Source organism: Arthrobacter tecti (assembly GCF_054511355.1).
Genome location: NZ_JBTNCT010000026.1, coordinates 1 through 20616, shown reverse-complemented (window position 1 = coordinate 20616; position 20616 = coordinate 1). Strand labels below are relative to the sequence as shown.

The 20616-nt window shown below is 63.9% G+C and carries 18 protein-coding genes and 1 pseudogene; 11 read left to right on the top strand and 8 right to left on the bottom strand.

Features of this window, described 5'->3' with window-relative positions:
* Positions 1-19: 19 nt before the first annotated feature.
* The 3 genes from ACX80C_RS18500 to ACX80C_RS18490 all read right to left on the bottom strand — a co-directional run bounded on the left by ACX80C_RS18500 (position 20) and on the right by ACX80C_RS18490 (position 3619).
* Complete coding sequence (locus ACX80C_RS18500) at positions 20-685, bottom strand: response regulator (protein ID WP_459327931.1); 666 nt, start codon at positions 683-685, stop codon at positions 20-22.
* Positions 682-1941 (bottom strand): sensor histidine kinase, encoded by a 1260-nt coding sequence (locus tag ACX80C_RS18495; protein ID WP_459327930.1) that lies wholly within the window; start codon positions 1939-1941, stop codon positions 682-684. The genes ACX80C_RS18500 and ACX80C_RS18495 overlap by 4 nt, the downstream gene beginning before the upstream one ends.
* Positions 1942-2620: 679 nt before the next feature.
* On the bottom strand, positions 2621-3619 hold the full coding sequence (locus ACX80C_RS18490; RefSeq protein WP_459327929.1) for a LacI family DNA-binding transcriptional regulator: 999 nt from the start codon (positions 3617-3619) through the stop codon (positions 2621-2623).
* A gap of 184 nt (positions 3620-3803) precedes the next feature.
* Here ACX80C_RS18490 and ACX80C_RS18485 point away from each other — a divergent pair, with 184 nt between their 5' ends.
* The 9 genes from ACX80C_RS18485 (at position 3804) to ACX80C_RS18445 (ending at position 13868) form a co-directional block, all read left to right on the top strand.
* The gene (locus ACX80C_RS18485) at positions 3804-3926 is read left to right on the top strand and encodes a hypothetical protein (RefSeq protein WP_459327928.1); all 123 of its coding nucleotides are present in this window, start codon (positions 3804-3806) and stop codon (positions 3924-3926) included.
* Positions 3914-5080 (top strand): L-rhamnose isomerase, encoded by a 1167-nt coding sequence (rhaI, locus tag ACX80C_RS18480; protein WP_459327927.1) that lies wholly within the window; start codon positions 3914-3916, stop codon positions 5078-5080. Before ACX80C_RS18485 ends, rhaI begins: the two co-directional genes overlap by 13 nt.
* Positions 5081-5082: 2 nt before the next feature.
* Positions 5083-7119, top strand: coding sequence for a bifunctional aldolase/short-chain dehydrogenase (locus ACX80C_RS18475; protein WP_459327926.1), 2037 nt, complete (start codon positions 5083-5085; stop codon positions 7117-7119).
* 9 nt (positions 7120-7128) lie between these two features.
* Complete coding sequence (locus ACX80C_RS18470; protein WP_459327925.1) at positions 7129-8559, top strand: rhamnulokinase; 1431 nt, start codon at positions 7129-7131, stop codon at positions 8557-8559.
* A 21-nt stretch (positions 8560-8580) separates the two neighbouring features.
* Positions 8581-9684 (top strand): Gfo/Idh/MocA family protein, encoded by a 1104-nt coding sequence (locus ACX80C_RS18465; protein WP_459327924.1) that lies wholly within the window; start codon positions 8581-8583, stop codon positions 9682-9684.
* Entirely contained in the window at positions 9677-10582 is a 906-nt protein-coding gene (locus tag ACX80C_RS18460; RefSeq protein ID WP_459327923.1) for a DUF6807 domain-containing protein, read from the top strand. Before ACX80C_RS18465 ends, ACX80C_RS18460 begins: the two co-directional genes overlap by 8 nt.
* Complete coding sequence (locus tag ACX80C_RS18455) at positions 10579-11304, top strand: cupin domain-containing protein (protein WP_459327922.1); 726 nt, start codon at positions 10579-10581, stop codon at positions 11302-11304. The genes ACX80C_RS18460 and ACX80C_RS18455 overlap by 4 nt, the downstream gene beginning before the upstream one ends.
* 256 nt (positions 11305-11560) lie before the next feature.
* The gene (locus ACX80C_RS18450) at positions 11561-12502 is read left to right on the top strand and encodes a DMT family transporter (protein ID WP_459327921.1); all 942 of its coding nucleotides are present in this window, start codon (positions 11561-11563) and stop codon (positions 12500-12502) included.
* Positions 12503-12704: 202 nt separating this feature from the next.
* Entirely contained in the window at positions 12705-13868 is a 1164-nt protein-coding gene (locus tag ACX80C_RS18445) for an aminotransferase class V-fold PLP-dependent enzyme (RefSeq protein ID WP_459327920.1), read from the top strand.
* On the opposite strand, the gene ACX80C_RS18440 is transcribed toward ACX80C_RS18445, so the two are convergent.
* Positions 13813-14292, bottom strand: a complete 480-nt coding sequence (locus ACX80C_RS18440; RefSeq protein ID WP_459327919.1) for a hypothetical protein — start codon at positions 14290-14292, stop codon at positions 13813-13815. The two genes, ACX80C_RS18445 and ACX80C_RS18440, sit on opposite strands and share 56 nt — an antisense overlap.
* A gap of 67 nt (positions 14293-14359) precedes the next feature.
* Between ACX80C_RS18440 and ACX80C_RS18435 the strand changes: the two genes are divergently transcribed.
* The gene (locus ACX80C_RS18435) at positions 14360-14920 is read left to right on the top strand and encodes a DinB family protein (protein ID WP_459327918.1); all 561 of its coding nucleotides are present in this window, start codon (positions 14360-14362) and stop codon (positions 14918-14920) included.
* A 48-nt stretch (positions 14921-14968) separates the two neighbouring features.
* On the opposite strand, the gene arfA is transcribed toward ACX80C_RS18435, so the two are convergent.
* Together arfA and ACX80C_RS18425 are read right to left on the bottom strand one after the other, a co-directional pair.
* Entirely contained in the window at positions 14969-16504 is a 1536-nt protein-coding gene (arfA, locus tag ACX80C_RS18430) for an arabinosylfuranosidase ArfA (RefSeq protein WP_459327917.1), read from the bottom strand.
* 129 nt (positions 16505-16633) lie between these two features.
* Positions 16634-17464, bottom strand: a complete 831-nt coding sequence (locus ACX80C_RS18425) for a DUF1206 domain-containing protein (RefSeq protein WP_459327916.1) — start codon at positions 17462-17464, stop codon at positions 16634-16636.
* A gap of 135 nt (positions 17465-17599) precedes the next feature.
* On the opposite strand from ACX80C_RS18425, the gene ACX80C_RS18420 reads away from it, so the two are divergent.
* Positions 17600-18841, top strand: a complete 1242-nt coding sequence (locus ACX80C_RS18420; protein ID WP_459327915.1) for an ROK family transcriptional regulator — start codon at positions 17600-17602, stop codon at positions 18839-18841.
* On the opposite strand, the gene ACX80C_RS18415 is transcribed toward ACX80C_RS18420, so the two are convergent.
* Positions 18838-19920: a PLP-dependent cysteine synthase family protein gene (locus tag ACX80C_RS18415; RefSeq protein ID WP_459327914.1), complete on the bottom strand. Its 1083-nt coding sequence runs from the start codon at positions 19918-19920 to the stop codon at positions 18838-18840. The two genes, ACX80C_RS18420 and ACX80C_RS18415, sit on opposite strands and share 4 nt — an antisense overlap.
* A 75-nt stretch (positions 19921-19995) precedes the next feature.
* Positions 19996-20505, bottom strand: a pseudogene (locus tag ACX80C_RS18410) (TipAS antibiotic-recognition domain-containing protein); the annotation flags it as partial.
* Positions 20506-20616 lie beyond the last annotated feature (111 nt).

Here is a 20616-nt window from a genome sequence, read left to right as displayed (position 1 = left end):
TCCCCATCAGTAGAACAAACTAGTGGATTGAATTGAGGTCAACGAGGCCGCGCTGAATTGCCGTGACGAGGATCTGGACACGGTCGCGAACACCGAGCTTCTCCATCACCTTCACAAATCGAGCCTTGACGGTCGACTCGGTCACGAAAAGTTCGCGGGCTATTTCGCGATTACTCATGCCACGGGCCAGAAGAGAAATGACCTCCAGTTCCTTCTCAGTCAGAACCTCAATGAGACCTGCGTCGGGAGTGACCTGAGCGGGAACGGACTCCTCGAGCCCCTTCACAACAAACCTGGTGACTTCTGGCGACAGGACGGACTCACCCGCCAACACCGTGTGAATCCCGGAAATAATCTCCCGCGGCTTCGTGTCCTTGACAATGTAACCCGATGCGCCTGCCCGCAGAAGGTCCACGACATAGCGATCAGTGGAGAATGTCGTCAAGCCCAGGATTTTGATCTCCGGGTGTTCCGCATGAATCTGCGCCGTTGCCCCGACGCCGTCAAGCACCGGCATTTGCATATCCATCAAGATCACATCCGGACGCAAGGCGGCGGACTGCTGCACAGCAACTTGACCGTTCCATGCTTCGCCAACCACGACGAGCGATGGGTCGGCTGTCAGATAATCACGCAGGATCTCCCGGGTCATCGACTCATCATCGACCAACAGGATTCGCGTCATGTAAGTGCTCCTTGTGTCTTTTCGAGTGCGGTTCGCCTCTCCAACGGAATGGTCATCGTGGTCGACCAGATCCCCGATGTGGAATCAGTGAACACTCGTCCACCGAAGACCTCGCACCGGGCCCTCATAGCCTCGATCCCTGTCTGAGAGGAGGACACCGCGATGCCTGACGAGACACGGTTCGCCGAACTCAACGCGACGTGCTCTTCATCCACTGCAAGCCTCAGACGTACGTCCGCGTCGGAGTCTCCGTGCTTGAGGATGTTCGTACCCAACTCACGAACTGTTCGACGCAGGGCTTGCCGCAAGCTAGCCGGCACCATGGCAACGGAGCCTTCGATATCGAGTTGCACGCGGAAGCCGGCCCGTTCCACGGCATCTGCGACATTGCGAATGTCGTGAATGAGCGCCACCGCCGTCGTCGTCTCACCCGATGGGTCCGGCGCATCCAGTAGGCCACCTTCAGCGGGACGCTCGTTGGCATCGGCGACGGAGCCTGCGATTTCGATTTGGTCCTCGGTTTTGAGGAGAACGACGAGGCTCCGCAAATCCTGCAACGCCTGAAACGCGGCCTCACCGATACTCTCGAGGATCTTCGCCGTCTTGGCGGGATCTGCGACGAACTCAGCGCGCCGAGCCTGCATCGCGATGATAGTGACGTCGTGAGCGACGATGTCGTGCAGTTCGTGTGCCAGCCGCGTCCGCTCGAAGTTCCGGATCCGAGCTTGCTCTTCTGTGAGCCGAACGACTTTCTGCGCATCGCGTTCCGAACGAGCGCGGAAGGTATTCGCCCCGAGTCCTGCTGAAGCAGCGCATACGGCAAGCAAACCTAGGACCAGCACTCCGCTCGTCATATCCGGGTTGACGAGCCACACCAACGGAACCAGCACCAGAACCATGACCGAGAAGACCCTTGCGGGAACTATCGGGAGCGCGAACGTTACCAGCCCGACTGTAACGATCATCGGGAAGATCGTTGCGGACACCAGCAGTGGTGGCGCGCCCAAACTGAGCACCACGGCAAAGACCACCAGCCACGCAGCAGCACCAGGCAATGCACCGGCGAGCAGAGCGAGCAGCGGCATGTAGGGGAAGACCAGTTCAAACCAGCCCCTCGGGCTGGCTAAGTCGAGTTCACCGTGCAGTATGTCGCTGGCCACCAAGAACACGAACACCACGGCAAGCAGGGTCTTGCCCACCCATCCCCCTGGAATCGGACGCACCCCGTCTGCCCATCTCGCCCTTCTCTGTGCCATGTTCCCAGAGTAGTCGAGCGCTCGCCCCAGTTTAGGGAATACCGAACTTTAAGACCTGCACTTAAGTACAAGACTCAAATGATCTTTTGTATAGCCGTCATCACCAAATTCTTCTGGATTCTAGATACATCGCTGGTAACCAGCGATACAAGATTTCATATAGAAAGCAGAAAACCATGATGAAGCTCCTCGCTACAGTAACGCTCACTACCCACGCCCTTCTAGGAATTCCGAATTCCGCCGATGTCGAGGTTCATGACATGACGACTACGGCTTCGAAGAGCGATCCGGCAGCCATGGCCAGCGACGAGATGACAACCAACTCACGAGATTTTCTCTGTGAGATGTTCAAACTCTGCTAGTGCCAAAGAATCATCCAGTGCTATATCGGCCCGAGTCACGTGGTCCTCGCGAGAAAATACACCTACCGAGAGAAATGGTCCGCAAACGGAAAGAATCTGAGCGACCAAACCAATCAATAAACCTGCCATGAAAGAACAGCATCGTCCCGTCCGGTATTTTCCAGCGAGCGGACCTCAGTGCGCGCGTATTTGAAGGCCATCGCGAATCCAGCCGAGCGAATTAGCAAGTCCCACTCTCGGGAGATCAGCCGAATGCTGCAATTGGCAAGGATGGAGCCGCTTTAGCGCGGAAGATTCACGGCACTCCTCACGCGAAACTAGAGCGTGCTGCCCCGGCTCACTAGTTCCGGCTGGAAGATCACCTGACGGCTCTCGTGCGTCTTCTGGTCGATGGCCTCAAGCAGGAGTTCGACGGCGGTGCGTCCCATTAGTTCGGTGGGTCGGCGCACGGTGGACAGCGGCACGACCGCGGACTGGGCGAAGTCAATGTCGTCATAGCCGATCAATGCGAGGTCTTCCGGAATGCGAAGACCACGGATCAACAGCACTGCCTGCATTACGCCGATGGCGAGGAGGTCATTGGCGCAGAAGATGCCCTCCGGCAGGCCTTCACGTCCACGTTCGGCGAGAAGTTCACCGGCGGCGCGGCCGGCAAGGACAGTCATTGCCGCGGCTTCGACCACTTCGAGCTCAGCCTCGGGGTGTTCATCCACGGCCTGCTGCGCACCGGCAAGGCGGTCCGCCACCTGCTGGATATCGGTGGTTGCACCAACGAAAGCAATGCGGCGTCGTCCACGCGTCAGCATGTGCTTCACGGCCAGATATCCGCCGGCCACGTCATCCACTGACACGGAACTGACCCGCCGCTGCGGATCCGTCCGGTCAACGAGGACAACGGGCACACCGTGTGCGCGGAGTTGCTCAAGCCGTGAGTCGATGTTCCCAACCGGCGAAATAAGCACACCCCGCACGCGCTGCTGCTCAAAGACGTCCAGATAGCGACCTTCGCGGACGGCGTCGTGGCCGCTGTCCCCCAGCAGGACCGTGCTGTCTGACTCCGCGGCGCGATCCTCCGCCGCCCGGGCGAGCGAGGAGAAGAAGGGGTTGCTCACGTCGAGCACGATGAGCCCAATAGTCCGGCTGAGGCCCGCACGAAGCTGCCGCGCGGCGTCGTTCCTTACAAACCCGAGTTCCGAAATGACGCTGAGCACGCGCTGGCGCGTCTTCTCCGCCACCCGGTCCGGGTTGTTGAGCACGTTGGACACCGTGCCCACTGCCACCTGCGCCTGGTCCGCAACGTCTTTGATACTGACCATCTAAGGAACCCCATCCGTTTACTGCATTCTGCCTGCAACTGCTTGCAGGTACCTCATAGTGTTCAGAAATGTACAGCCGTTTGCTAATTGCTTGACACTCTTCACAGGCAAGGATACCTTTGAAACGACACAATGAATCGATTCAAAAACGATCCGCTGCATCGACTCTCCAATAGATGACTGTTTGGACCTCGAATCAGTCACCTATTGGAGAGTCGATGTGGACCTCACCAAGAACGACGACGACGACGCGCCGGCCCGGATGCCAGCCGCGGCAGATGTGGAGAAAGAGCAATGGTGGACCTAAGCCGCATAGCGCCGGTTCTGGAGAACCTCGCGATCGAGGTGCCGTCGTGGGCATACGGCAATTCAGGCACGCGGTTCAAGGTGTTCCAGACGCCCGGAACTCCGCGGACTGTGCAGGAGAAGATTGCTGACGCAGCCAAGGTCAACGAGCTGACCGGCCTGGCGCCCACCGTCGCGCTCCACATCCCCTGGGACAAGGTCGAGAACTACTCCGAGCTTTCCGGTTTCGCCCAGGAACGGGGCATCACACTCGGCACCATCAACAGCAACACGTTCCAGGATGACATCTACAAGTTCGGTTCCCTGACCCACAGCGACGCCGCTGTGAGGAACAAGGCGCTGGACCACATGTACGAGTGCATCGACATCATGAACGTCACCGGCTCCCAGGACCTGAAGATCTGGCTGGCGGACGGCACCAACTACCCCGGCCAGGGGGACATGCGCTCCCGCCAGGACTGGCTGCATGACTCCCTGCAAAAGGTGTACGAGCGCCTCGGCGATGACCAGCGCATGGTCCTCGAGTACAAGTTCTTCGAGCCGGCCTTTTATCACACGGACGTTCCGGACTGGGGTACCTCCTACGCCCACACGCTTGCCCTCGGCGAGAAGGCAATGGTCTGCCTCGATACCGGCCACCACGCTCCCGGCACCAACATCGAGTTCATCGTCGCCCAGCTGATCCGCCTCGGGAAGCTTGGTTCCTTCGACTTCAACTCGCGTTTCTACGCCGACGACGATCTCATTGTCGGCGCCGCTGATCCGTTCCAGCTCTTCCGCATCATGTACGAGGTGGCGCGCGGCGGCGCACTCGACCCGGCAAGCAACGTTGCCCTCATGCTGGACCAGTGCCACAACCTCGAAGAGAAGATCCCGGGCCAGATCCGCTCGGTGCTGAACGTCCAGGAGATGACCGCCCGCGCGCTCCTCGTTGACCGTGACGCGCTGACCAAAGCCCAGGAAGCAGGCGACGTCCTCGGCGCGCATGCCGTCTTCATGGACGCCTTCTACACCGACGTCCGCCCGTCCCTCGCCGAGTGGCGGAACTCCCGCGGCCTCCCCGCGGACCCCATGGCCGCCTACGCAGCCAGCGGATACCAGGAACAGATCAACGCCGACCGCGAAGGCGGCCAGCAGGCAGGATGGGGCGCGTAAGCATGACCAACCAGACAGTTCAGGAACTGATTGAGCGCTCCAACCGCCTCGGTGCCGACAAGCGCAACACGAACTACGCCGGCGGCAACACCTCCGCGAAAGGCACCGACACCGACCCCGTGACCGGCGAGAACGTCGAACTCCTCTGGGTCAAGGGCTCCGGCGGCGACCTCGGCACCCTCAAGGCTGAAAATCTCGCCGTCCTCCGCCTCGACCGGTTGCGCGCGCTGACCAATGTCTACCCCGGTGTGGACCGCGAGGACGAAATGGTCGCCGCGTTCGATTACACGCTGCACGGTAAGGGCGGAGCTGCCCCCTCGATCGACACGGCCATGCACGGCCTGGTCGACGCCGCACACGTCGATCACTTGCACCCGGACTCGGGTATCGCGATCGCGACGGCGGTCGACGGCGAAGCCCTCACCGAGAAGATCTTCGGCGACAAGGTGGTGTGGGTCCCCTGGCGGCGTCCCGGCTTCCAACTCGGCCTGGACATCGCCGCGATCAAGGCCGAGAACCCGCAGGCAGTCGGCACGATCCTCGGCGGTCACGGCATCACCGCCTGGGGCGATACCTCCGAGGAGGCGGAGAACAACTCGCTGTGGATCATCGAGACCGCCGAGCGGTACATCGCCGAGAACGGCGCCCCGGATCCCTTCGGCGAACCGCTGGACAGTTACGCCGCGCTCTCACCTGAGGAGCGCCGTGCCAAGGCGGCAGCCCTTGCGCCGGTCATCCGCGGGCTTGCCTCCACCGACCGGGCGCAGGTTGGGCACTTTACCGACGACGACGCCGTCCTGGACTTCCTGAGCGCATCGGAGCATCCGCGGTTGGCGGCTTTGGGGACGTCCTGCCCGGACCACTTCCTGCGCACCAAGGTCAAGCCGCTGGTCCTGGACCTGCCCGCGGGTGCGTCCATCGAGAACTCCATCAAACGCCTCAAGGAACTCCATAAGGAGTACCGTCAGGACTACCAGGCGTATTACGAGCGCCACGCCGACGCTGATTCTCCGGCGATGCGCGGTGCCGACCCGGCGATTGTCCTGGTTCCCGGCGTCGGCATGTTCTCCTACGGCGCCAACAAGCAGACCGCACGCGTGGCCGGCGAGTTCTACATCAACGCCATCAACGTGATGCGCGGCGCCGAGGCGATTTCCACCTACGCCCCCATCGATGAGTCGGAGAAGTTCCGCATCGAGTACTGGGCTTTGGAGGAAGCGAAGCTCGCACGGATGCCGAAACCGAAGTCCCACGCAACGCGTATCGCGCTGGTCACGGGTGCGGCGTCGGGCATCGGCAAGGCCATCGCCACCCGCCTCGCCGCGGAGGGCGCGTGCGTGGTGATTGCTGACCTGAACCTCGAGAATGCAGAGAAGGTTGCCGATGAACTGGGCGGTTGCGACGTCGCGATCGGCGTCCAGGCCGACGTCACCGACCCCGCGCAGGTACAGCAGGCGGTCGACGCCGCGGTGCTGGCCTTCGGCGGGCTGGACTTGGTGGTCAACAACGCCGGGCTTTCGATCTCGAAGCCGCTGCTGGAAACCTCCGAAAGGGACTGGGATCTGCAGCACAACGTCATGGCGAAGGGATCCTTCCTGGTCTCGAAAGCGGCCGCGAAGGTCCTCATCGACCAGGAGATGGGCGGCGACATCATCTACATCTCGTCCAAGAACTCCGTCTTCGCAGGCCCGAACAACATCGCCTACTCCGCCACCAAGGCAGACCAGGCACACCAGGTGCGGCTCCTTGCGGCTGAACTCGGCGAGCACGGCGTGCGAGTCAACGGCATCAACCCCGACGGTGTTGTCCGCGGCTCCGGCATCTTCGCCGGCGGCTGGGGCGCCAAACGCGCCGCGGTCTACGGTGTGGACGAAGAGAAGCTCGGCGAGTACTACGCCCAGCGCACCCTCCTCAAGCGCGAGGTACTGCCCGAACATGTGGCGAATGCCGCCGTCGTACTCACCTCCGCCGAGCTCTCGCACACCACCGGCCTGCACGTGCCGGTGGACGCCGGCGTGGCCGCCGCGTTCCTGCGCTAAGTTACGGCGATGAACGCAAAGCCCGCGGTCTACGCGGCGATCGACATAGGCGCTTCCTCCGGCCGGGTGATTCTCGGCCGGATGGGTGCTGACGGCCCTTCGCTGGAGGTTGTCCACCGCTTCCCGAACGGGGTACAGGAGATCGACGGCGCCCTGCGCTGGGATGTGGAGGACCTGTTCGAGCAGGTGCTGCACGGGCTCGCCCTCGCTGCAGAGCGGGCTGCGGCGACCGGCGAGCGGATCGTGAGCATCGGCGTCGACACCTGGGCTGTGGATTACGGCCTGGTGTACGACGACGGCGGCCTCGCCTCCCAGCCGCACAGCTACCGGGACTCCCGCACGGCCTCCGTTGTGGACGCCGTACATCGAAAGGTCCCGTTCGAGCAGCTGTACTCGGTGACCGGACTGCAATTCCTGCCATTCAATACCGTTTATCAATTGGCCGCCGAGCCGTCGCTCGAGGGCATGCAGGCGCTGCTGATTCCCGATTTGTTCGGATCTTGGCTCACCGGCCAGCGGCGCTGCGAGGCGACCAACGCATCGACCACCGGGCTGCTTGACGCTGCCGCGGGCCGCTTTGCCGGCAGCCTGTTCGACGCCCTGGACATCCCGCAGGACATCTTTCCCGAACTGATCCAACCAGGTGAAAGCCTCGCAAGCCTGCTCCCGGTGATCGCCGAGAAGACCGGCCTTCCGGCGGACACGAGGGTGGTTGCCGTCGGGTCGCACGACACGGCGTCGGCGGTAGCGGCGGTTCCAGCGCACTCCTCGAACTTCGCCTACATCTCTTCCGGCACCTGGTCATTGGTGGGCGTCGAACTGCCCGAACCGATCCGCACCGAGGCGAGCCGGCAGGCGAACTTCACCAACGAGCGCGGCGTTGACGGCACCATCCGCTACCTGCGCAACTGCGGTGGGCTGTGGCTGTTGCAGGAGTGCCTGCGGGAATGGGGCACTGCGGTGACCCTCGAAGAGGTCCTCGCAGAAGCTTCCGCACTATCCGCCGGCGGGCCCGTGATCGACGCCGACTCCGACGCCTTCATCGCCCCCGACAACATGCCGGACCGCATTCGGGAGGCAGCGGACGCCGCGCTGGAGTCTCCCGCCGCCGTCGTACGCTGCATCCTGGACAGCCTCGCCCAGGTGTACGCCCGCACCCTCGCGCGGGCAGCCGAGCTGAGTGGGCGGGCGATCGACGTGGTGCACATTGTCGGCGGCGGTTCACAAAACCGGCTGCTGTGTCAGCTCACCGCAGACGCGACCGGGCTGCCGGTTGTCGCTGGACCGGTTGAAGCAACGGCACTCGGGAACGTGCTGGTTCAGGCACGGGCCGACGGCGCACTCGGTTCAGATGCAACCCTCACCGACATTCGCGCCGCCGTCCGCAGAACCGCGCAGACTCACACTTACGAACCCAGCAAGACCCTGAGCAGCATCTAATTCAACGAAGAGGATTCCCCAGTGGCAGATCGCACCAAACCCATCCGCGCCGCCGTCGTCGGAGCCGGAGGTATCGCGCAGGGGCAGCACCTGCCAGGCTTACGGAGCCTTGGGAACCGGGTCGGGATTGCGGCGATCGTGGACATGGACGCCTCGCGGGCCGCCGAGGTCGCGGCTGAGTGGGGCGCGCCGTCGTCGTATTCCTCGGTGGCCGACATGCTGGCGGAGGTGCGGCCGGATCTCGTGGTGGTGTGCACTCCCCCGGGGTCGCACGCCGACGCCGTCATCCGCTCGCTCGACGCCGGCGCCTCGGTCTGGTGCGAGAAGCCGCCGACGCTGTCGCTGGCTGAATATGACGCCATCCTCGAACATGAGGGGTCCGGCGGGCCGTACGCATCCTACGTCTTCCAACACCGCTTCGGCTCTGCGGCGCAGCAGCTCCGCGCCCAGATTGGTGCGGGTGAACTGGGGGCACCGCTGGTGGGCATCTGCCACACGCTCTGGTACCGCGATACCGCCTACTACGACGTCGAGTGGCGCGGCAAGTGGGAAACCGAGGGCGGCGGGCCGGCGATGGGCCACGGTATCCACCAGATGGATCTGCTGCTCTCACTGCTGGGCGACTGGACCGAAATCAACGCCACCATGGCAACGTTGCATCATAACGTTGAGACCGAAGACGTGTCCTTTGCGCACGTGACCTTCGAGAGCGGCGCGATCGTGTCGATCGTCAACAGTGTGCTCTCGCCGCGGGAAACGAGCTACCTGCGCTTCGACTTCGCCGACGCCACCGTGGAGGTTGAGCACCTGTACGGATATGACAATTCGCACTGGAAATGGACGCCGGCACCCCACCTTGACGGGGGCGTCGCTTCCGCGTGGGCGCCGACCCAGAACCTCGCGAGTTCGCACGCCGTGCAGCTGGAGGAGCTTGTTGGTTCGCTGGAACGCGGCGAGCGCCCGGCAGCCTCGGGGCATGACGGGCGGAGGGTGCTTGAGCTGGTGGCAGGCCTGTACCAGTCGGCGTTCACCGGCCGGCGCGTGCGTCGCGGCGAACTCACACCGGATAATCCGTTCTACTGGTCCATGAACGGTGTTCGATCGAAGGAGTCCGCCGATGTCTGAGCTGTCCGTCCGCCGGCCCGGCAATAGCGAGCTTGTGGTGTCCTACGGGTCCGTGGACCTGGCGACCTACGTGTTCATCCCTGCCGCAACCCGTTCCGAGGCACCGAAACCGTACCTGCATCCGTTGCGTACGCTGAGCGGTGCGCCGCTGACCGGGTTCCGGCCGTGGGATCACCGCTGGCACAAGGGTCTGCAGATGACGTGGTCGCACGTTTCCGGGCAAAACTTCTGGGGCGGGCCGACGTTCTCACCGGAAACGGATTACCAGTGGCGGGACAATCTCGGGTCGATTGAGCACGACTCATTTGCCGCCGTGACTACCTCCGCTGACCGGGTGACTCTGACCGAGGCCCTGACGTGGCGCAACTCTGCCGGCGAGCGCTGGCTTTCCGAGGAGCGCTCAACCGTCTTCTCCGGCGTTGATGTGCAGGAGCAGTCCTGGCAGCTGGACTTCTCCACCGAGCTCACCAACGTTTCGGGCCGCTCGCTTGACCTCGGGAGCCCGACCACCCACGGCCGACCGAACGCCGGCTACACCGGCTTCTTCTGGCGCGGGCCGCGCAGCTGGACCGGGTGCTCCATCCTGGGGCCGGACGGCGCCGAGGGCGAGGCGATGATGGGCGCTTCCACCCCGTGGATCGCGCTGGCAGGCGAGCATGACGAGCTCGACGGCGGTGCCACTATCGTGGCGATGGCGGGGACGTCGTCGTCGTCGGTTCCGTTGAAGTGGTTCGTCCGCAGCGAGCCGTTCGCGGCGTTGGCGCCCTCGCCTTCGTTCGATGAGGAAATCTCCCTGGCGCCCGGGGAGTCGCTGCGGTTGCAGCACCGGTACGTGTTCGTGGACCGAATCTGTGGGCGGGACGACGTCGAGCGGATCGCGAAGGCTGCCTCACTGTGAGCGCTTCCCCGTTGTTTCCGGGCGCTGTGGGCATCAGCGACCTGCGCGTGTACGAGTGGGAGACCGAGGACGGGCATCACGGCGGCACACCGCATCTGCATACGGTGTCCAACGAGGGGTACGTGGTGGTCGGCGGATCGGGGGAGGTGCACACGCTGTCCTCGGCCGGTTATGCGCGGGATGTGCTTTCGGCCGGTTCCGTGCTGTGGTTCAGTCCGGGCACGGTGCACCGACTGATCAACTCGGGCGACCTGCACATCCTGACGGTGATGCAGAACTCCGGGCTGCCTGAGGCGGGTGATGCGGTGATGACGTTTCCGCTTTCAGTCGTGTCTGATCCGGACCGGTACCGTGCTGCGGCTGCCCTCCCCGACGGGACTGAGGCCGAGCGGGCTGCCGCGGCCCGGCGTCGTCGTGATCTTGCGATTGAGGGGTACGCAGAGCTGCTGTCCGCGCTTTCCGAGGGAAACCGGGGGCCTTTGGAGGCGTTCTACGCCGCTGCAGCCGCGCTGGTTCAGCCGCGTGTGGAGGAGTGGTCGCGGCTGTGGAGGGACACTGTGTTGGCGGACGTTGAGGCCACGCGTTCGCAGTTGGCCGCCCTGAGCTCCGGCGACGCTTCGCACCTGGGCGATGCCGCCGTCGTACGTGCTGTTCCACGTCCGGAACCGCGGGCGTTCGGAATGTGCGGGCGGCTGGGGATCTGGGACGCTGCGCAGCGCTGAGCCCGCCGGCTGCACCTGACCAACGGATCCGCGGCCTCCCTGCAGGATCCGTATCATCAGCCCAGCCCCGTATGCGGTGAGCCAACGAAGGTGAGCCAACGAACCTGGGCGGCTAGCGTCCCGGCCTTCCGCAAACGCGCCGATAATTGCCACGATCGTGGGGTCTTTCCGCGAATCCTGCACATTGTCGGCGCGTTTGGGCCCAGGCCCCTCGATAGGCTTGCACTATGCGCACCGTGAACGTTTCAATACCAGTGTGAGCCGGCACTCCGGCGCCGGTATCGGCGCACTGTTTGTGCTGGCTGCCGCCGGGCTGTGGGGGACCACGGGCACGGTGGCTACCTTCGCGCCCGACGTCGGCCCCCTCGCGATCGGCGCCGCGGCCATGGGAATCGGCGGCCTGCTGCAGGCGGCAATCGCAGCCCCTGCCCTCGCGCACGCCCGCCTCGAATTACGACGACGGTGGCCGTCGATCCTGATCGGCGCCCTCGCGGTCGCTGTCTACCCGCTCGCGTTCTACAGTTCCATGCGTCTGGCCGGGGTGGCTGTGGGAACGGTTGTCTCGATCGGCTCAGCGCCCCTCGCCTCTGCGGTCATCGAGCGGGTTGTCGACCGGCACCGGCTCACGCGGCGCTGGATGCTGGGTGCCGCCGTCGGGCTCGCGGGTGTGGTCCTGCTGTCCGCAATGGAACCGGGCGGTGAAACGCAGGACGGCGGGAGCACCGCCGTCGGGATTTTGCTCGGTCTGCTTGCCGGGCTGACGTACGCGCTGTATTCGTGGGCTGCGCATCGGACCATGCAGGGCGGTGTGCCGTCACGGGCTGCAATGGGAGCGATCTTCGGGCTCGGTGGACTCTTGCTGATGTCTGTCCTCCTGGCAACCGGCGGGCCGTTGCTTGCGTCCTGGACGAATGTCGCGGTTGGCGCGTACATGGCCGTGGTGCCGATGTTCCTGGGGTACGTGCTCTTCGGGCTGGGACTTGCGCGCGTCACGGCAAGCACCGCGACCACCCTCTCGCTGGCGGAGCCGGTGGTGGCGGCGCTGCTCGCCGTCGTCGTTATCGGTGAGCGACTGCCCGCAGCGGGGTGGGTGGGCGTGGGGCTGGTGATAGCGAGTCTGGCCGTCCTCACGGTCCCGTTGCGCCGGACCCGGATGCCGAACCCGCGGGCATCGGGCGATCTGCAGCACCTACCGTGAATGCATCCGGCGGACCCTTGTGGGCGGTGCTGCAGGACCAAGAGGGAAACGAGTTCTGTGTGTTTCCACCCGCGCGGACGAGGCGAGGATCGCACTGCACTAGTGAGAGGCCGGAAGGCGGGGATGCGAAAGTCATCTACACGTGTAGAATCAGGGGAAACTTCGTGTTACCTACTGCGCCCTTAGGAAGAGCAGGTGTCCCTTGACCGATTCGCTCGCCGACTATGAGCGCAGTTTCAGCGCGCCCGAGCGGTATCTGAACTTTGCAAGCTTCGGTCCGCCGTCGGACGCCGTCAGCACTGAAACAACGCAACTGCTGAAGCTCGCTGGCGAAGGTGCGGATCCCGCGCAGCTTCACGAAACCGACAATCGAGCTATCGCTGCGGTTAGTCGGTTGACCGGCTTCGGCACCGATTCGGTTGTGCTGACACCCAATACCACCTTCGGTCTTCTACAACTCGCGTTCGGTCTACCGCGGGGTGAAGTGCTTATCTCTGCGGGAGAATTCCCCGGCAACCTGTACCCCTGGTGGCGCGCCCAGGAGGCCGGCCTGCTGCGGGTACGCACGCTGGGTGACGGCTCGCCTGAAACTGCACCTGTCACGCCGGAGCGGATCGCCGCGTCCCTCACCGAAGACACCATCGCCCTCGCTGTCAGCGCTGTAGACTTCCGCACCGGCTTTCGCGCGGACCTGGCCGGCTTGCGCGAAGCCATCGGGGACCGCCTGCTGATCGTCGACGGCATCCAGGGCTTCGGCGTGATCGACGCCCCGTGGACCGCAGCGGATGCCCTGGTGGTCGGCGGCCAGAAATGGGTGCGCGCCGGCTGGGGTACCGGTTTCGTTGCACTCTCCGAACGCGGACTCAACAGGATCCGTCCTCTGGTCAGCGGTTGGTCCGGTGTTGAGAATGCCCACCAGTACGACGGCGTCCCCCACCCGCCCCTGCCCGGCGCACGCCGGTTCTCGGTCACCAACGGCTCGCCGATCGCTTCAGGCGCGTTCGCGTCCGCGCTCGAGTTGATTGAATCCGTGGGCATCGACTCGATCGAGGCACGCGTTTCCGAAAGCGTGGAGCACCTGCTGGAGGCGCTGACCATGCGGGGCGTCGCCGTCGTTTCGCCAATGGATGAGGAGCGCCGCGCCGGCATTGTGGTTGCCCGGATCGCGGAAGGCGCGTCCGCAGTCCACGCCCGGCTGCGCGGCGAAGGATTCAGCACTACACTGCACGGGCCCGACCGCATTCGCATCTCCGTCCATGCCACCACAACGACGGCGGCGCTCGACGCTGCGGCGGAGCTCCTGACCACCCCTAGGGATTTGTCAGCGCAAAAACGTACTCGACGTCCGGATCCGCTTCACCGCTGAACGTGATGAAGTAGCCAGGTTCGGGCACGGAGACGCTGAACCAGGTTGGCCCTCCGCACGTCAGGAGGGACATGCTTTCGTTGCCTGCGTTCGAGGCGCGGGAGAACGTAAGGCTCTCGGTTCCCCGGCACTGCGCGTGAACCTTGTAATCACCCACGGGAAGTTCCGTGTCCGGCCACCCAATCGTTCCCATGGTCGAGGAATCACCCTTGCCCTGCTGGATGATGTCCGCGGGATCCAGTCCCAGATCCAGCGGCGGAGGCGATGGCTGCCGCGGGCTCGCGACGATCTCCCGTGGTTCCTCCCTCAGGGCTCCCGAGAAGGCGCCGCCCATCCCGCATGAGCTCAGCAGCAGCGCCGTCGTCGTCGTCAATGCTGCAGCACCGGCCCACCGCTGACCTGAATTTCCCCCAGGGTTACGCATGACACAAGGGTATCCGGCGCGCCGCATAGGGTAGCGCGAACACCACCGTTGAATAAGGATGTTTAGGGTGAGCAACGAAAACAGTCGATGGACCAAGGCGACCGTCTACCCGGATATGTGGGTGAACCCGGACGAAGACCCCCGTAACACCGACGACGTCAGCCCCGACGGCGAACTGGAAACCCTGCAGGACTATCTCTCGGACTACCGGATGACCCTGCGGATGAAGTGCGAGGGGCTGAACGCGGAACAGCTCGCTCGCCGCTCCGTGCCGCCGTCCACCATGTCCCTTCTTGGCCTGCTCCGCCATCTCGCCGAAGTGGAACGCGACTGGCGCAACTGGGTTACCCCAGGCGTTCCGCTGCCGAAACTGTACGGCAAGCGTGATGCCGATTTCGACGGCGCGGTCGCCGACCAGGCGATAGTCGACGCCGCGTATACCGATCTTGCCCGCGAGCAGGAAGCGACTGACGCCGTGCTCGCCGGACACCCTGATCCGGGCAAGCGGGTGGGGAAGGACAGGATCGCCGTCAGGGAGTTGCTGATCCACAGGGTCGAGGAGTACGCGAGGCACTGCGGGCACGCCGATCTGTTGCGCGAATGCGTCGACGGCCGGGTGGGGCAGTGACAGGTTCTTCCCGCAGAGCCGGACACGCGAAACCGACCAAGAACCCAATCAGTTGGTGCGGGTCTCGATTTCGACGACGGCCCACGACAGCGCGGGCAGATTCAACCGGAGTTCGTCACCGGAAGCCAAGACGTCCTTCAGCGGAATCAGCCCCACGTGCTCGCCGCGTTCGAGGTTGTTGCTGGTGAAGCGGTCGTGCTCTTCGGGAACCTGCAGCACTTCGGCCCGGGTCACGCGGACGGCATTCAGTCCGCGCAGCGCGACCTCGACGTCGGCAGCTTCCTCCAGCGAACGGTTGGCGAGGAAGAACGCGGCGCGGCCTGTCTCCTCATTCCACGTCGCCGAGACGTCCACCAGGTCCGTGTCACCAAAACGCGCGTTCTCGTACCTGTCCGAATCCACGCGCGCCTGCAGGATCTGCCCCGTCGCGAGCTCGGCCATCCGCGCGAACGGCCAGAAAATGGTCTGCCGCCAGGCGGGACCATCCGGCTCGCTCATAATCGGCGCGATCACATTCACCAGCTGCGCCTGGTTGGCAATCTTCACGCGGTCACCGTGCCGCAGGAGCGAGTTGAGAAAGGTACCGACGACGACGGCGTCAGTCACGTTGTATTCGTCCTCAATGACACGGGGGTGCTCGCGCCAGCCGTGCCTGCCCACCTGGGCCGGGCTGTCGTCGTCGTTCGGCCGGGTGTACCAGACGTTCCACTCGTCGAAAGAAAGGTTGACGTGCTTGCGGTGCTTCCCCTTGGCACGCACAGCGTCCGCGGTCGCAACTACCGATTCGATGAAGTGGTCCATGTCCCGTGCACTCGCGAGGAAGCTGCCGGCGTCGCCGTCCTGCTCCTGGTAGTAGGCGTGGAGGGAGATGTAATCGACCTCATCGTAGGTGTGGCCGAGGACGGCCTGCTCCCACGCACCGAAGGTCGGCATGCCGGAGTTGGAACTGCCGCAGGCAACCAGCTCAAGCGACGGGTCGACGAAGCGCATGGCCTTCGCGGCTTCCTGGGCCAGGCGGCCGTACTCGTCGGCGGTCTTGTGGCCGATCTGCCACGGCCCGTCCATCTCATTGCCCAGGCACCAGAGCTTGATGTCGAACGGATCCTGATGCCCGTTCTTCGCACGCAGGTCGGAGAGGTAGGTGCCGCCGGGGTGGTTGGCGTACTCGACCAGCTCGCGGGCGGCGTCGACTCCACGCGTCCCGAGGTTGATCGCCTCCATGATTTCGACGCCGGCCTGCCGTGACCAGTCGACGAACTCGTGGAGGCCAAAGGCGTTGGTTTCCAGCGTGTGCCAGGCGCCGTCGAGCCGGCGTGGACGCTGCTCAACCGGCCCGACGCCGTCCTCCCAGTTGTAGCCGGACACGAAGTTTCCGCCGGGGTACCGGACCACGGTCGCGCCCAGCTCCTTGACCAGCTTCATCACATCCTGGCGGAACCCGTTTTCATCCGCCTCGGCGTGGCCGGGCTCGTAGATGCCGGTGTAGACGCAGCGGCCCATGTGCTCCACGAAGGAGCCGAAGAGCCGGCGGGGCACTTCCCCGACTGTGAAGTCTCGGTCGATGACAATGCGTGCGCGGGACATGTGTCTCCTTAGGCATGGGTTTCGGTCCATTGTATCGATTCAACACATCTATCGATAGAACCCGCATCGAGTCAGTAGAAATAACTAGAAACTCGCGGGAAGCTAGTCATTCCTGCTGAGTCGATGCGGCTACATTCGCCCGAACTTGGCACGAGTCAGGGCGAAAATGCCGTAGCAGATGAGCCCGACGGCGATCGCAATGAGGAGCGGAACACCGAATGGGTGTTCCGTAAGCGCCTTAAGGCTTCCGTCAAGTCCGGTGGAGCGCTGGGCGTCGTGCGTGATCACTGCCGCGACGAAGAGGATGCCCACCAGGATAAGGGAGGCCCCCTTCGCCACGTGCCCGATGACACCGAGCACCTCGATCAGTGCGCCCCGCCGGGTGTCCTCAAAATGCCGTAGCTCCGGCCGGAACTTACGCAGCAGCCCCTTGAAGACGAAGTAGACGCCGATGCCGAACACTGTTCCGCCCACCCCGATGATCACGAGGTTGCCCAGCACCGACCCCATGTACGCCGCTGTGAAATCCTGGGTGGATTCACTCGAATCGGTGCCGATCCCGAAACTGAAGCGCGCAAACGTGAACGCCACGCTGCCATAGATAATGGCGAGCGATCCGGACGAAATGGTCTTGGATAGCTGCTGCCCGGTGGGCAGGTGACGCGCCCTGAGAGTCGCCTCACTCAGCTGCCAGATGGCAAGGCCCAGGCAACCGATCGCGCAGACGCCCATGGTCCATGGTCCTGCAGCTCCGCCGGCGAGTTGTTCCAGCGCCCCTGTCGGTTCGGCTTCACCATCGCCGCCGAAAGCGATCTGCAGCGCGATGACGCCAATGAGGATATGGACCAGCGCAAGGACGGCAAATCCAAAACGTGCGACGACGTCGAGCGCTTTGGTATCCGAGGCCTCCTCGGCGGCGTCAGCGGCTTCGCCGGCCAGGCTGTCTTCGCCCGTTGACATCCCCACTCCCACCTCGAATTTCCAGTCTTTCAGCGTACCTCGAAGGGCGCTACCCAGGAGCACGGGCTTGCTGAAACTCGCATCTTTATTCGATAACCGAAGACTTTGTTTGATTTTCGGAGTAGGCTCCCTTCCATGCGAAACCTAAAAACCTGGGCGGACAACGGCAGCGCAAGTGCCGGAGACATCTTTCAATTAGTCCGAAACGGCACTGCTGCTTCCCGTTCTGCATTGGCTCGAATCACGGGACTCGCGCCCTCAACAGTGTCGCTGCGCGTCGACAGCCTCCTGGACGCGGGCCTGCTCGAGGAGTCGGGGGACAACGAGGCGTCCCGGGGCGGACGCCGGGCACGGGAGTTGAAGGTTGCGGGGGCATTCGGGCTGATTGCAGTTGCCGACCTTGGCGCGAACCATGCCTCAATAGCGATTGCCGATTTCAGCGGGCATATAGTGGCCGGCAGTGAGTCAGCTGTGGATACGTCCAAAGGCCCGGCTGCCACCGCGCAATGGCTATGGACGCAATTCCTGACAGCCATCGAAGAGTTGGGGCGGGATCCGCAAGAGCTTCGAGGGATTGCCATCGGCGTACCTGCGCCCATCGAGCGTTCAACGGGCAGGACCGTGCGCCCTGCGACCATGCCCGCCTGGCACAACGCGGATCTTCCCCAGCTCCTCGCCCAGCACACGCCAGTGCCGGTCTTCGTGGAAAACGATGCGAACCTCGTTGCCCTTGGGGAATTCGCTTCGTCAGGAACAGAAACGCAGCATCTTCTCGCGCTCAAACTGGGTACGCGCATCGGCTGCGGCATCATCACCGAGGGACAGCTCTACCGGGGCGGGGGCGGCGCCGCCGGCGAGATCAGCCACAACCTCGTTGCGGGTGAATCGAAGATCAGCTGCAGTTGCGCCGCCTACCCATGCCTCGAATCAGCAGCCAGCGGCCGCGCCCTAACGGCTGCACTCCAGGAAGCGGGTTACGACGTCAAGAACGCCGGGGACGTCATAGCCTTGGGGCACGATGGGGACACCGTTGCAACTGACGCGTTGCGTGAGGCCGGGAGCCAAATCGGCCGGGCACTTTCTTCGATAGTGAACTTCCTGAATCCAGAGGAAGTGGTTTTGGGTGGCAGCCTGGCTGCATCGCCCTCACTGGTCGCAGCTGTCCAGGCGGAACTCTTCCAGCTTTGCCTCCCACTGGTCACCGCTAACCTCAATGTCAGGGCGAGCTCACTGGGCACCGGCGCAGGAGTCCTTGGTGCCGTACACCTTGTCCTGGACGAGCTGCTCCTGCCCCAACAGGTGGATGCAATCCTGCGCAACCGGAACGGCGAGGGCCAGGACGTACCTGAACCGGCGCCGTTGCTGCACGCTTTCTAGGACTCCCGCCACACCCCGGTCTTGAAAAACCCTTCCAGCACGGCGAGTGCGGGCAACGGATCGAGGCCCCGCTCAGCCAGCCAGCCGTCGTCGTTATAGGAGCACGCGTACCGCTCACCGGAATCGCACAGGATCGACACGATGCTCCCCTGCCGTCCCTCTTCGCGCATCCGGGCGGCCAACTGCCACACACCCCACAGGTTGGTACCCGTAGAGGGGCCCGCCGAGATTCCGGTCAGCGCGGTCAGGTGCCGTGAGGCTGCGACTGAGGCCGCGTCCGGCACCTGGATCATGGTGTCGATGACGGCGGGGATGAAGCTCGGCTCGGACCGCGGGCGGCCGATCCCCTCGATGCGCGACGGCTTCCCGGCGGCCGTCGCGCCGGGATTGGCCCACGTCGGGTAGAAGGCTGAATTCTCGGGGTCGACGACGGCGAGACGCGTTGGGTAGCGGTTGTACCGCACGTACCTTCCAATGGTTGCGCTGGTTCCACCCGTTCCCGCTCCGACCACAACCCAGTCCGGCAGCGGGAAGCGTTCGTGCTCCATCTGCCGGAAGATCGATTCGGCGATGTTGTTGTTGCCGCGCCAGTCCGTGGCCCGCTCGGCGTAGGTGAACTGGTCCATGTAATGGCCGCCTGTTTCCGAGGCGATTTTTTCCGCGGCCTCATACACCTCGGAGGCGTCATCAACGAAGTGGCATGTTCCGCCGTACTGCTCGATCAGGGCAATCTTCTCAGGGCTCGTGGAATGCGTCATCACCGCGACGAACGGGAGGCTCAGCAACTGGGCAAAGTATGCCTCGGAGACCGCCGTGGAACCACTGGACGCCTCGACAATTGTGGTGTCCTTCCGGATCCAGCCGTTCACCAGTCCGAAGAGGAAGAGTGAGCGCGCCAACCGGTGCTTCAGGCTGCCGGTACGGTGCGTCGACTCGTCCTTCAGGTAGACGTCAATGCCCCACTCCTGGGGCACCGGTAGCGCCAGCAGGTGAGTATCGGCGGACCGGTTACCCTCGGCTTCAATGCGTCGGATTGCCTCATCCGACCATGCGCGGTCGCTCCTCGCGGAAATGCTCATATCAAAGACCTTACGTTCCTTCAGAAAAGCACGACGGCGACACCCGAGGTGGGTGCCGCCGTCGTCGTTATTCTCCTAGAGGTTCCGGTCAGCGAAGACCTTCATTGCATCCCTTACAAACTCGGCGCCTTCCCGTCCGCCGTAGTTCGCGCCGAAGCGATCGTCCGCGACGTACATTTCGCCGAGGCCCACGAAGTACTCCTTCGAGGGTTTGCCGGCCCCCGACGTCGGCAGACCCGGGACACCGGACAGCCACTCGTAGTGCCGGCGTGCGAGTTCCTGCGCTTCGTCGCTGTCGGGAGCAACGCCCTGCTGCGCGGACGCGGTCCAGTCGTTGCCGAGACGCGCGGTGCGATCCTTCCACTCCGTCCGCTCGGCCTCGGACATTCCGGTCCACCAACGGTCACCGGCCGCGTATGCGTGCTCGCCCCAACGTTCCTCGACCTCCTCCTTGTATTGGGTGTGGTCGAAGCCGTCAAACATGTTTTCAGCCATGAGCTTTTCACCTCCTTCCAATCGTTCGATGGTTTGCGAGACCGACGCGATCTGCCGCGCCAGCCTGTCCTGCTCCTGCTTCAGCCACTCGCCCGGGGTTTTCATGAGGGTGGGGTCGCAGGGTGTGTTTAAGCGACGAAAGGTGCTTCTGAGCTGGGAAAATAGTGTTGTTGACGCACTGTTCCACCGGCTGAAAGAAGC

Bases quoted from the DNA above. Each gene is read 5' to 3' on its own strand.
- ACX80C_RS18500 (WP_459327931.1), bottom strand. From the start codon at position 685: ATGACGCGAATCCTGTTGGTCGATGATGAGTCGATGACCCGGGAGATC.
- ACX80C_RS18495 (WP_459327930.1), bottom strand. From the start codon at position 1,941: ATGGCACAGAGAAGGGCGAGATGGGCAGACGGGGTGCGTCCGATTCCA.
- ACX80C_RS18490 (WP_459327929.1), bottom strand. From the start codon at position 3,619: ATGGTCAGTATCAAAGACGTTGCGGACCAGGCGCAGGTGGCAGTGGGC.
- rhaI (WP_459327927.1), top strand. From the start codon at position 3,914: ATGGTGGACCTAAGCCGCATAGCGCCGGTTCTGGAGAACCTCGCGATC.
- ACX80C_RS18475 (WP_459327926.1), top strand. From the start codon at position 5,083: ATGACCAACCAGACAGTTCAGGAACTGATTGAGCGCTCCAACCGCCTC.
- ACX80C_RS18470 (WP_459327925.1), top strand. From the start codon at position 7,129: ATGAACGCAAAGCCCGCGGTCTACGCGGCGATCGACATAGGCGCTTCC.
- ACX80C_RS18460 (WP_459327923.1), top strand. From the start codon at position 9,677: ATGTCTGAGCTGTCCGTCCGCCGGCCCGGCAATAGCGAGCTTGTGGTG.
- ACX80C_RS18440 (WP_459327919.1), bottom strand. From the start codon at position 14,292: ATGCGTAACCCTGGGGGAAATTCAGGTCAGCGGTGGGCCGGTGCTGCA.
- arfA (WP_459327917.1), bottom strand. From the start codon at position 16,504: ATGTCCCGCGCACGCATTGTCATCGACCGAGACTTCACAGTCGGGGAA.
- ACX80C_RS18425 (WP_459327916.1), bottom strand. From the start codon at position 17,464: ATGTCAACGGGCGAAGACAGCCTGGCCGGCGAAGCCGCTGACGCCGCC.
- ACX80C_RS18420 (WP_459327915.1), top strand. From the start codon at position 17,600: ATGCGAAACCTAAAAACCTGGGCGGACAACGGCAGCGCAAGTGCCGGA.
- ACX80C_RS18415 (WP_459327914.1), bottom strand. From the start codon at position 19,920: ATGAGCATTTCCGCGAGGAGCGACCGCGCATGGTCGGATGAGGCAATC.